The organism is Stenotrophomonas sp. STEN018 (genome assembly GCF_056760235.1).
Window position 1 is genome coordinate 1 of the sequence record NZ_JBRREK010000083.1, and the last position, 11668, is coordinate 11668.

The 11668-nt window shown below is 64.5% G+C and carries 10 protein-coding genes; 1 reads left to right on the plus strand and 9 read right to left on the minus strand.

Going from position 1 to position 11668, the window contains the following annotated elements; all coding sequences use genetic code 11:
* Nucleotides 1–254: 254 nt before the first annotated feature.
* From recO to rpoE, 9 genes are all read right to left on the minus strand, one after another.
* Complete coding sequence (gene recO / locus ACVOMB_RS19610; protein ID WP_481532723.1) at nt 255–971, minus strand: DNA repair protein RecO; 717 nt, start codon at nt 969–971, stop codon at nt 255–257.
* 228 nt (nt 972–1199) lie between these two features.
* Nucleotides 1200–2102: a GTPase Era gene (gene era, locus ACVOMB_RS19615; protein ID WP_481532724.1), complete on the minus strand. Its 903-nt coding sequence runs from the start codon at nt 2100–2102 to the stop codon at nt 1200–1202.
* The gene (gene rnc, locus ACVOMB_RS19620; protein ID WP_481532725.1) at nt 2099–2773 is read right to left on the minus strand and encodes a ribonuclease III; all 675 of its coding nucleotides are present in this window, start codon (nt 2771–2773) and stop codon (nt 2099–2101) included. The genes era and rnc overlap by 4 nt, the downstream gene beginning before the upstream one ends.
* Nucleotides 2766–3143, minus strand: a complete 378-nt coding sequence (locus tag ACVOMB_RS19625) for a DUF4845 domain-containing protein (protein WP_481512646.1) — start codon at nt 3141–3143, stop codon at nt 2766–2768. Before ACVOMB_RS19625 ends, rnc begins: the two co-directional genes overlap by 8 nt.
* Nucleotides 3144–3172: 29 nt before the next feature.
* The gene (lepB, locus tag ACVOMB_RS19630) at nt 3173–3976 is read right to left on the minus strand and encodes a signal peptidase I (protein ID WP_481532726.1); all 804 of its coding nucleotides are present in this window, start codon (nt 3974–3976) and stop codon (nt 3173–3175) included.
* Nucleotides 3977–4080: 104 nt separating this feature from the next.
* Nucleotides 4081–5871 (minus strand): translation elongation factor 4, encoded by a 1791-nt coding sequence (gene lepA, locus ACVOMB_RS19635; protein ID WP_481532730.1) that lies wholly within the window; start codon nt 5869–5871, stop codon nt 4081–4083.
* Between the two features lie 159 nt (nt 5872–6030).
* The gene (locus ACVOMB_RS19640) at nt 6031–7551 is read right to left on the minus strand and encodes a DegQ family serine endoprotease (RefSeq protein WP_481532727.1); all 1521 of its coding nucleotides are present in this window, start codon (nt 7549–7551) and stop codon (nt 6031–6033) included.
* A 128-nt stretch (nt 7552–7679) separates the two neighbouring features.
* Complete coding sequence (locus ACVOMB_RS19645) at nt 7680–8576, minus strand: sigma-E factor negative regulatory protein (protein ID WP_481532728.1); 897 nt, start codon at nt 8574–8576, stop codon at nt 7680–7682.
* The gene (rpoE, locus tag ACVOMB_RS19650) at nt 8573–9193 is read right to left on the minus strand and encodes an RNA polymerase sigma factor RpoE (RefSeq protein ID WP_313170618.1); all 621 of its coding nucleotides are present in this window, start codon (nt 9191–9193) and stop codon (nt 8573–8575) included. The genes ACVOMB_RS19645 and rpoE overlap by 4 nt, the downstream gene beginning before the upstream one ends.
* A gap of 236 nt (nt 9194–9429) precedes the next feature.
* On the opposite strand from rpoE, the gene ACVOMB_RS19655 reads away from it, so the two are divergent.
* A complete protein-coding gene (locus tag ACVOMB_RS19655; RefSeq protein ID WP_481532729.1) occupies nt 9430–11493 on the plus strand; it encodes a 3-hydroxyacyl-CoA dehydrogenase NAD-binding domain-containing protein in 2064 nt (687 codons plus the stop codon).
* Nucleotides 11494–11668 lie beyond the last annotated feature (175 nt).

An 11668-nucleotide genomic window follows, 5' to 3' on the forward strand; every position in this document is an offset into this window, starting at 1 on the left:
CCCCCCCCCGCCCCCCCCCCCCCCCCCCCCCCCCCCCCGCCCCCCCCCCCCCCCCCGCCCCGCCCCCCCCCCCCCCCCCCCCCCCCCCCCCCCCCCCCCCCCCACTACAGGGTTGGATTCTGCATAAGGCTCTGCCGAGCATGGCTCGGCACTACATGGCTTGGATTCTGCATACGGCCTCTGCCGAGCATGGCTCGGCACTACATGGCTTGGATTCTGCATACGGCCCTGCCGAGCATGGCTCGGCACTACGGTTAGGAACGGGCTAATTCGCCCAGCATTTCCCAGGATTTGAGCCCGCGACCACCAAGGTGATGCAACAGTACTGCGCGCATCTGCAGCCGCAGGCTGGCGATATCGCTGCTGCTGGGCTGCATGTCTTCAGCCAGCGCCAGCAAGGCGCTGCCTGTCGCCAGCGTGCGGCGTTCGTTGTTGCGTTCACTGAGCAGCCGAAGTGGGCCCTGCAACGGATCCAGCCGATAGCGCGCCGCCGGATCGATCGGTTCACCGTCGCCGCCACAGCTCCAATCGAAGCCAAAGCCCAATGCGTCAAGCAGGTCACGCTCGAAACGCCGCAGTGACCACGCCAGCGTAACCGCCTGATCCAGCTGCCCGCGCAACTCGCCGTAAGCCATATACAGCTCGGGTAGCGGATCCTGCCGCGGCGTCAGCCGCATCACCAGTTCGTTGATATAGAAGCCAGCCAGCATCGCGTGGCCGTGCAGACGTGGTGCCACGTCCTGGCTTTCGGCACGGCGCAGCTGCGCCAATTCACCGGTTTGCTGCGCGTCAAAGCGAATCGCCTGCAGCGGCTGCAGGGCGGCGCGCAACGCCTGCTTCTTCGGCCCTTGCACGCCGCGTGCGAGCAGACCCAAACGGCCATGCTCCAGACTCAGCACCTCAACCAGCAAGCTGGTTTCGCGCCAAGGCCGGGCATGCAGCACGTAAGCGGGCTGGTCTTCGATGCGCATCTAAGACAGGGAATCAGAAGTGGAGATTCGGGAGCCGGAACGGCCAGCGACAATAAACCCTGCCAAGCTTCGCCAGACTCGGAAAGCCGCAGCGGCTTGTCGATATCGCAGCGCTGGCCTTCATCATGCCCCCTGACCTGCGGTCAAGGAACAGCCGGAAATCGCGAGTGTCTGCAGAACCAGGCTGTTTCACCCCCGATTCCCCCCTCCCGATCCCCGGACTGAGACTTACTGTTCGCCGTAGCCGAAGGCCTTCAGCGCGGCCTCGTCATCAGACCAGCCTTCGCGTACGCGCACCCAGGTCTCCAGGAACACCTTGGCACCGAACAGACGTTCCATCTGCAGACGCGCCTTGGCACCGATTTCCTTCAAGCGGGTGCCGCCCTTGCCAATGACAATCGCCTTCTGGCCTTCGCGCTCGACCCAGATCACCGCGCCAATGCGCAGCAGCGCACCGTCTTCGGCGAAGCGTTCGATTTCCACGGTGGTGGCGTACGGCAGTTCTTCGCCAAGCTGGCGCATCAGCTGCTCGCGGACCAGCTCGCCGGCGAGGAAGCGCTGGCTGCGGTCGGTGATTTCATCTTCACCGAACATCGGCGGGCCTTCCGGCACCAAACCGATCAGGTCGCGCACCAGCGCATCCAGGCCATTGCGCTTGAGCGCCGAGACCGGGTGCACGGCGGCGAATTCGCGGCCGACGGTGATCTCCTGCAGGAACGGCAGCAGCGCCCCCTTGTCCTTCATCCGGTCAACCTTGTTGACGATCAGCACCACCGGCACGCCTGCGTCACGCAGCACGTTGAAGGCCAGGGTGTCTTCTTCGTCCCAGCGACCGGCTTCGATCACCAACAGGCCAACATCCACGCCTTCCAGCGACGCACGCGCGGCACGGTTCATCACCCGGTTCATCGCGCGCTTCTGTTGGCGATGCAATCCAGGGGTATCAACCAGCACCAGCTGCCCTTCCGGGTAAGTGGCGATGCCGAGCAGACGGTGGCGGGTGGTCTGCGGACGGTTGGAGACGATGCTGACCTTGGCGCCGACCAGGGCGTTGGTCAGGGTCGATTTGCCAACGTTGGGGCGGCCAATGACCGCGACGCTGCCACAGCGATGAGAGGAGGTGTCGTTCACTTGGAATCCAATTGCTCTATTGCGGCGGCTGCCGCCTGTTGTTCGGCCAGCCGTCGCGAAGTGCCTTCGCCTTCGGTACTTACGGCAGGGTCAGCCACGCAACAGCGCACATGGAAGTGCTTGGCGTGGTCGTCGCCGGTCTCCGATACCAGCTCGTATACCGGCAGGGTCTTCTGCCGGGCCTGCAACCATTCCTGCAGGCGTGTCTTGGGGTCTTTCTCGGGCTTGCCGACCGGCACTGCCGACAGCGAGGCCTCGAACCACGGCATTATCCGCTCGCGGCAGGCTTCGAAACCGGCGTCCAGATAAATGGCAGCAACCACCGCCTCGAAGGTGTCGGCGAGGATGGAATCACGGCGGTGGCCGCCAGACTTCATCTCACCCGGGCCCAGCGTCAAACGCTCGCCCAGCTCCAAGCTGCGCGCGATAACCGCCAGCGCAGCCTCGCAAACCAGGGCCGAGCGGGCACGTGTGAGCGCGCCTTCGTCAGCCTTCGGCCAGCGCGTGAAAAGCGCTTCGGCGATCAGCATGTTGACGATGCTGTCGCCGAGGAACTCCAGGCGCTCGTTGTGCGGCGCGCCGGCACTACGATGGGTCAGGGCCTGCTTCAGCAAACCCTGATCCTTGAATGAGTGACCGATCAGGTCACCCCGTTGGAACGTTCTATTCACTACCGGTCCGGTTCAAATCCTGGGATGCGTTGAACTTGCCCACCACATCGAGGTTGCCGATCATTTCGCGACGCACTTCGTAACTGACAACCATACGCAGACCGCCGTCAGTGCGTTCGATCTTCAGATCACCCGGCTTCACGTCGTCGGCATAGTTCATGTCCATGCGCTTGAAGAACAACTCCTGCACCTTGGCTGGCTCGAGGCTGCCCGACCCTGGCTCTGCAGCGATGCTCTTTAGTGCCGAGCGCACGGAGTAATACTCCTGGTACATCGGGAACAGCTTCATGCCGATAAACAGCGCAAAGCCAACTACCGCCAACACCACAAGGAACGAGGTCAGCGTCATACCTGCTTGTTTGTGCTTCATTGCGATCTCCCCAGAAACGCGTTGTCCACTCACTGAATGCCCGCCCCGATACGCGACGGTTCGAAACTACCCTTGCAGAACCAGCCTTCACAGTTCAGCCAGATCAGGAACGCCTTGCCACGCAGATTCTCTTCCGGCAGGAAGTGGGTCTGGGTCCAGAAGCGACTGTCCTCGCTGTTGTCGCGGTTGTCACCCATCACGAAGTAGTGGCCTTCCGGCACCACCCAGTCGCCCTGGCCACGCGGGTCGGCACGACCCAGCAGTTCCAACACGGTATGGCTGCGGCCAGGCAGCTGTTCGGTCAATAGCGAGGCGCCGGTCATTTCCGCGCCCGGACCCTTGCCGACGTACTCGCCGCGGTCTTCATAGACCATCGGCACGCCGTTGATCGACAAGGTGTCACCGTGGAAGCCGATGCGGTCGCCCGGCAGGCCGATCACGCGCTTGATCCAATTCTGGTCCGGCGCGTGCGGCGGCTTGAACACCACCACGTCACCGCGCTTGGGCTCGGCCACCGGGATGATCTTGGTATTGGTGATCGGCAAGCGGAAGCCGTAGGAGAACTTGTTGACCAGGATGAAATCGCCGATCAGCAGGTTGGGCATCATCGAGCTGGAAGGGATCTTGTACGGCTCGGCCACGAAGCTGCGCAGGATCAACACCACCGCCAGCACCGGGAAGAACGCGCGCGAGTAATCCACCACCGCTGGCTCTTCGCTATCCAGCAGGCTGGCCTTCTCGGCACGGCGCTTGCGCAGGTACAGCTTGTCCAGCAGCACCACCAGGCCCGAGCCCAGGGTCAGCACAACCAGGATGATTTCAAACCATTTCATTCAAATTCCTTCGGAATGAGACTGGTGATTCGTGGTTGGAGATTCGCGACAGCCAGAGCGTATGCCGCTCTTCCCAATCCCGAACCCCAACTCCCGAATCACTGTTACTTGTCCATCTGCAACACAGCGAGGAAGGCTTCCTGCGGAATCTCCACACGGCCCACCTGCTTCATGCGCTTCTTGCCTTCCTTCTGCTTCTCCAACAGCTTCTTCTTACGCGAAATGTCGCCACCATAGCACTTGGCCAATACGTTCTTACGCATGGCTTTGACCGTGGTACGGGCGATGATCTGCGCGCCGACCGCAGCCTGGATGGCCACGTCGAACATCTGCCGGGGAATCAGGTCCTTCATCTTTTCGCACAGCTCGCGGCCGCGACGATCCGCGTGGCTGCGGTGGACGATCAAGGACAGTGCATCGACCTTGTCGCCGTTGATCAGTACGTCCAGACGGGCGAACGGACCGGCCTCGAAACGCACGAAGTGGTATTCCAGCGAGGCATAGCCACGGCTGACCGACTTGAGCTTGTCGAAGAAGTCCAACACCACTTCGGCCATCGGCAGCTCATAGCTGATCTGCACCTGGCTGCCCATGTAGTTGATACCGATCTGGCTGCCACGCTTCTCTTCGCACAGCTTGATGATGCTGCCGATGTATTCCTCGGGGGTGAGGATGTTGGCGCGGATGATCGGTTCACGGATCTCGGCGACGGCATTGCCCTGCGGCAACTTGGCCGGGTTGTCCATCATCAGGATGCTGCCGTCGGTCTTGAGCACCTCGTAGATCACAGTCGGCGCGGTGCTGATCAGGTCGAGGTTGTACTCACGCTCCAGCCGCTCCTGCACGATTTCCATGTGCAGCATGCCGAGGAAGCCACAGCGGAAGCCGAAGCCCATCGCCTCGGAGCTTTCCGGCTCGAAGCGCAGCGCAGCGTCGTTCAGGCGCAGCTTGTCGAGGGCTTCACGCAGGTCCGGGTAGTCCTCGGCATCAACCGGGAACAGGCCGGCGAACACGCGCGGCTGCATTTCCTGGAAGCCGGGCAACGCCTCGGCGGCCGGGTCGGCCATCAGGGTCAGGGTGTCGCCGACCGGCGCACCGTGCACGTCCTTGATGCTGGCGTTGATCCAGCCCACTTCACCAGCACGCAGCGCAGGCATTTCCTTGCGCTTGGGGGTGAACACGCCGACCTTGTCGACCAGATGCCAACGGCCGGTGGACATGACCTGGATCTTGTCGCCAGCCTTGATCTGGCCCTGCATCACGCGTACCAGCGAGACCACGCCCAGGTAGTTGTCGAACCAGGAGTCGATGATCAGCGCCTGCAGCTTGTCGCTGCCACGGTCAACCGGCGCCGGGATGCGGTGCACGATGGCTTCCAGCACCTCTTCCATGTTGAGGCCGGTCTTGGCGCTGACCGCAACCGCGTCGGAGGCATCGATGCCGATCACCGCCTCGATCTCGGCCTTGGCACGGTCGATATCGGCGGTGGGCAGGTCGATCTTGTTCAGCACCGGCACCACTTCCAGGCCCTGTTCGATGGCCGTATAGCAGTTGGCAACCGACTGCGCTTCCACGCCCTGGGCCGCATCGACCACCAGCAGCGCGCCTTCGCAGGCGGCCAGCGAGCGGCTGACTTCATAGGAGAAGTCGACGTGGCCGGGGGTGTCGATGAAATTCAGGAAGTAGGTCTGGCCGTTGCGGGCCGTATACGGCACCGACACCGACTGCGACTTGATCGTGATACCACGCTCGCGCTCGATCGGATTGTTGTCCAGAACCTGCGCTTCCATTTCGCGCGCGGTCAAGCCGCCACACAACTGGATGATGCGGTCGGCCAGGGTGGACTTACCGTGGTCAACGTGGGCAATGATGGAGAAGTTGCGGATCATCCGCATCGAATCATGTGACATAGGTGGCGGCGGCGGCGCTGCGTCGTCAGGATAACGGGCCATTATCGCATGCCGGAGCCAAGCCCCGCACAGGGTTTGGCTGGCAGCTGAACGAAAGGAGCCGCCCGAAGGCGGCTCCCGTAGGCATGACAAGGCTTGGCGGGCTTATTCGCCTGCGCGGATCGGGACAAAGGCGCTGTTGGCACCGGCCCGGACCAGCAACATGACCACGTCACCCTTCTTGTAGCCGCCCAGCTCCCGGTTCAGGGCGGCAACACTACCGACCGGGGCACGCCCGACCTGCAGCACCACCATGCCCGGAGCCAGACGAGCCTCGCGCCCGGACCTGCTGTTGACGCCGGTGATACGCACGCCCTCGCCCGACTCCAGGCCGAGCTGACGACGCTCGGCGGCGGTGAGATCCGCCACTTCCAGCCCCAGCAGGGCATTGGCCCCGGCCTGCGGCTTGGCATCATCGCCAGCGGCTGCGGTGTTACCCGGCCGCGCTGCGTCTTCAGCCAGCTCGTTCAGGGTCACAGTGATCTCACGCGGCTTGCCTTCACGGATGATCCCCATCCGCACCCTGCTGCCCGGCGCCATCGCACCAATCATCGGCGGCAGCTCGCTGGCATCATTGATCTGGGTGCCATTGACCGAGCGGATGACATCGCCCACTTCGATCCCGGCCTTGGCGGCGGCGCTATCGGCCACCATCTCATTGACCAGCGCACCACGGCTATCGGGCAGCTTCAATCCCTCAGCGGCATCGCCGGTCAACGGACCGACCATCACACCCAACTGACCGCGACTGACCTTGCCGGTCTTCTTGATCTGCTCGACCGCGTTCATCGCCAGATCGATCGGGATCGCGAAGCTGATGCCCATGTAGCCGCCGGACGCGGAGAAGATCTGCGAATTGATACCGACCACTTCACCACGCGTATTCAGCAGGGGACCGCCGGAATTGCCCTGGTTGATCGCCACGTCGGTCTGGATGAACGGCACATAGCGCTGCTCCTGCCCACCGGTATTGCGCCCGAGGGCACTGACGATGCCGGCGGTGACCGAATGGTCCAGGCCGAACGGCGAGCCGATCGCCACCACCCACTGGCCCGGCTTGAGCGTATTGGAATCGCCCACCCGCACGGTCGGCAGGTTGCGACCTTCGACCTTCAGCAACGCCACGTCGTACTGGGCGTCGCTACCGACCACCTTGGCAGTGAACTCACGGCGATCACTCAAGGTGATCTTGACCGACTCGGCGCCGTCGATGACGTGGTGGTTGGTCAGCACATAGCCGTCATTGGAGATGATGAAGCCCGAGCCCATGCTTCGCCCGCGCGGACCGCTGTCCGGGCCCTGCTGGCCCGGCCCCGGCATCTGGAAGTCGGGACCGAAGAAGCGGCGGAAGAACTCCGGCATCTGGTCCATGTCCGGGCCCTGCTGGGCAGCGCGCGGATTGCGGCGTGCGCCGATCACGGTATCGACCTTGACCACACCCGGGCCGACCTGGTCGACCAGCTGGGTGAAGTCGGGCAAGCCCTGCACCAGCTGCGGCGCAGGCGCGGCACGGGTAGCGGCGACCTGTTCGGCCGGTGCATTCGGGGCCGGGCTCTGCGCGCAGGCCACCAACGGCAGGGTCATCGCCAGCAGGCCAAACACCTTGTTTTGGATACGTGGGGTCATCAGCTTCGAGCCTCCAATTCAGTCAAAGCGGGAAAGAACAGCCAAGCCCGGTACGCAAGCTAACAGCGCACAAACCTGGAATCCGGGAAGAACCGGCCGCCCAGAGGTGGACGACCGGCAAGCAATACTCACTGACGCGGCAACAGCCTGCGCGACTCGGCATCGTCGGCGCTTTGTGCCGGCATGCGCGGTTCAAACGGGTAGAACGTCGCCCCACCCCGCTCCTGCGCAGGGAAATTGGCGTTAAGCGCCCCCTGCGACAGCGACGGCGCTACCGTCGAGCGTGGCCATGGCCGCGCATGCAGCACGCCATTGCCGGTGGCAAACGGGTCCTGGCGCAGTGCCGGGGTCGCCGGCAGTACCGGCGCAGAGGCAATTGCCCGCTGCGGCTCGGCCATGCGCGCAGTACCGGCGCGCGCCGCCTGCTGGGTGCGTGTCGCACTGCCACGCCGGGCATTGGTGTCCTGACGGCGGCTCACTGCGGCGGCAACTGCAGGAGCAGCAGCCACCAGGCCGGCGACATTGCCAGCATCAGCCGCGGTCGGCGCCGACGGTTGCGCCGGGGCAGGCGCGACTTCCGCCGTGGTCGCAATGACCGGCGCAGGCGTATTGGTTACCGGCAGCTGCTCGCGGGCCATGAACAAGGCCACCGCAGCCACCGAGGCGGCCAAGGCAGCCCCACCGCCCCAACGCCGCCAACCCGTGCGGGCTGCGCGCTGCGGGGCGGGCGCGGCAAGCAGCGGGCCGTTCTGGCGCGCATCGGCATCCACCGCCTGCCGTACCCGCGCACTGAAATCCAAGGGCGCCGGTGCGCAAGCCTGGCCGCGCATCACATCACCCAATACCTGCCAGCGCTCCTGGCAGGCCGAAAGCTCGCTGTCGTGTTCCAGCCGGCGCAGCATGAAGCGCGCCTCATCGGCGGCCAGCTCGCCATCCACCAGCGCCGACAGCTGCTGACGGTAGTGCAGTTCAAATTTGTCCGGCGCAGCACCGGCCGACACCGGATTACGGTCTTGCGGGTTCATACGCGACTCCGTTCACGGGTAGCGCTGGGGGTATCCAGCAAGGGACGCAGCTGTGCATCGATGGCCTCACGGGCACGGAAGATCCGCGACCGCACCGTGCCGATCGGGCATCCCATTTTCTGCGCGATATCCTCGTAACTCATGCCTTCCACCTCTCGCAACGTAATGGCTGAGCGCAGCTCTTCGGGCAACGCGTCAACCGCCTTCATCACGGTCTGTTCCAGTTCCTGGCGCATCAACTCACGCTCCGGCGTGTCGTTGTCGCGCAAGCGGACCCCACTGTCGAACTGCTCGGCGTCACCGATTTCGATGTCGTCGGTGGGGGGGCGCCGGTTGTGTGCTGCCAGATAGTTTTTTGCGGTATTCACTGCGATCCGATGCAACCAGGTATAGAACTGGGCGTCACCACGGAAATTCCCGAGCGCACGGTAAGCGCGCACGAAAGTGTCCTGGGCCACGTCCTGACATTCACTCCAGTCGGCGATGTAGCGCCCGATCAACGCGATGATCCGATGCTGGTACTTGCGTACCAGTACATCGAACGCCGCGCTTTCGCCGCGCTGCACACGCCGGACCAGTTCCAGGTCCAGCTCCTGCGGTGTTTCAACCTCGGCCATAACGGGCCGCACTCCTGTCAGCCCAACCGACGTCGGGCATTAAGACCGCTGTTCGCGGCAAAAGTTCAGCACCCTGTCCCAGCGGCACCGCACCAGCTTTTAACTCCTGTTCGGCTAACCTGCAGGGACGCTGACCAGATAAGCACAACACATTTCCTGACATTGGGATTTGACGGCAGGGAAACAACCTCTGGATCATAGCGGCCTTCTCCATACACAACCGGATGGAACGTCCCATGCTCTCAGGCTTCGACGGGCTCCGCTTCAATCATTGGCAAACCGAGCTGCGCGAGGATGGCGTGGCAGTGCTCAGCCTCGACCGCAAGGACAGCCCGGTCAATGCCATGTCGCAGGACGTGCTGCTGGAACTGGGCGATATCGTCGAGCGCCTGGCCATCGACCCGCCCAAGGGCGTGGTGGTGCGCTCGACCAAGGCAGCCGGCTTCATCGCCGGTGCCGACCTGAAGGAATTCCAGGAATTCGACCGCCGTGGCACCGTCAATGACGCCATCCGCCGTGGCCAGAGCGTCTACCAGAAGCTGGCCGAACTGCCCTGCCCGACCGTAGCCGCGATCCACGGCCACTGCCTGGGCGGCGGCACCGAGCTGGCCCTGGCCTGCCGTTACCGCGTGGCCTCCAACGATCAATCCACCCGCATCGGCCTGCCGGAGACCCAGCTGGGTATCTTCCCGGGCTGGGGCGGCAGCTCGCGCCTGCCCCAGCTGGTCGGCGCGCCAGCCGCGATGGACATGATGCTGACCGGCCGCACCCTGTCGGCCTCGGCCGCGCGCGCGATTGGCCTGGTCGACAAGGTCGCCGCCCCGGCGGTGCTGGTCGATGCGGCCATCGCATTGCTGCAGACCGGGGTAACCCGGCCGTTCAAGCAGCGCGCCACCGCCTGGGCCACCAATACCTTCCTGGCCCGCAAGATCCTCGCCCCGCAGATGGCCAAGCAGGTCGCACGCAAGGCTAAGAAGGATCAGTACCCGGCGCCCTACGCGCTGATCAGCACTTGGGAGCGCACCGGCGGCAGCCCGATCCAGAAGCGCCTGGATGCCGAGCGCCGCGCCGTGGTCAAGCTGGCCAGCAGCCCGACCGCACGCAACCTGATCCGCATCTTCTTCCTGACCGAACGGCTCAAGGGCCTGGGCGGCAAGGACTCAGGCATCAAGCATGTGCACGTGGTCGGTGCCGGCGTGATGGGCGGCGATATCGCCGCCTGGGCGGCCTACAAGGGCTTCAACGTGACCCTGCAGGACCGCGAGCAGCGTTTCATCGACCCGGCCATGACCCGCGCGCAGGCGTTGTTCGACAAGAAAGTGCGCGACGAGAGCAAGCGCCCGGAAGTCGCCGCACGACTGAAGGCCGATCTGGCCGGTGACGGCGTAGCCCAGGCCGACCTGGTCATCGAAGCCATCATCGAAAACCCGGAAGCCAAGCGTGCGCTGTACCAGACGCTGGAGCCGAAGATGAAGGCCGACGCACTGCTGACCACCAATACCTCCTCGATCCCGCTGGTCGAGCTGCGTGACCATATCCAGCGCCCGGCGCAGTTTGCCGGCCTGCACTACTTCAACCCGGTCGCGCAAATGCCGCTGGTGGAGATCATCCACCACGACGGCATGGCGCCGGAAACCGAGAAGCGCCTGGCCGCGTTCTGCAAGGCGCTGGGCAAGTTCCCGGTGCCGGTGGCCGGCACGCCGGGCTTCCTGGTCAACCGCGTGCTGTTCCCGTACATGCTGGAAGCCGCCACCGCGTATGCCGAAGGCATCCCCGGCCCGGTGATCGACAAGGCGGCGGTCAAGTTCGGCATGCCGATGGGCCCGATCGAGCTGCTGGATACGGTGGGTTTGGACGTGGCCGCTGGCGTGGGCAAGGAGCTGGCACCGTTCCTCGGCCTGCAGATCCCGGCCGCACTGGCAACGGTCGAGCCGAACAAGCGTGGCAAGAAGGACGGCCAGGGCATCTACAAGTGGGAGAACGGCCGCGCGGTAAAACCCGAGGTCGCCAAGGACTACCAGGCACCGTCGGATCTGGAAGACCGCTTGATCCTGCCGCTGCTCAACGAAGCCGTAGCCTGCCTGCATGACGGCGTGGTGGCCGATGCCGATCTGCTCGATGCCGGCGTGATCTTCGGCACTGGCTTTGCACCGTTCCGTGGCGGCCCGATCCAGCATATCCGCGCGACGGGCGTGGATGTTTTGGTTGAGAAACTGAAGACCCTGCAGGCGCGTCATGGCGACCGTTTTGCGCCGCGCAAGGGCTGGGACATGCCGGAGCTACGTGAGCCGGTGATTTGAATTTTTGCTGGTTGATTGAATGAAAAACGGAGCCGAAAGGCTCCGTTTTTCGTTCCACCGTAGTGGGGGGGGGGGGGGGGGGGGGGGGGGGGGGGGGGGGGGGGACGGCCGCCCGGGGCCGGGGGGGGGGGGGCGGGGGGCGGGGCCGCCGGAGCGGCCCGCGGGGAGCGGGGAG

Coding starts and splice junctions, on each gene's coding strand:
- rpoE (WP_313170618.1), bottom strand. CDS start 9,193: ATGGCCGAGGTTGAAACACCGCAGGAGCTGGACCTGGAACTGGTCCGG.
- lepA (WP_481532730.1), bottom strand. CDS start 5,871: ATGCGGATGATCCGCAACTTCTCCATCATTGCCCACGTTGACCACGGT.
- recO (WP_481532723.1), bottom strand. CDS start 971: ATGCGCATCGAAGACCAGCCCGCTTACGTGCTGCATGCCCGGCCTTGG.
- lepB (WP_481532726.1), bottom strand. CDS start 3,976: ATGAAATGGTTTGAAATCATCCTGGTTGTGCTGACCCTGGGCTCGGGC.
- ACVOMB_RS19640 (WP_481532727.1), bottom strand. CDS start 7,551: ATGACCCCACGTATCCAAAACAAGGTGTTTGGCCTGCTGGCGATGACC.
- ACVOMB_RS19645 (WP_481532728.1), bottom strand. CDS start 8,576: ATGAACCCGCAAGACCGTAATCCGGTGTCGGCCGGTGCTGCGCCGGAC.
- ACVOMB_RS19655 (WP_481532729.1), top strand. CDS start 9,430: ATGCTCTCAGGCTTCGACGGGCTCCGCTTCAATCATTGGCAAACCGAG.
- ACVOMB_RS19625 (WP_481512646.1), bottom strand. CDS start 3,143: ATGAAGCACAAACAAGCAGGTATGACGCTGACCTCGTTCCTTGTGGTG.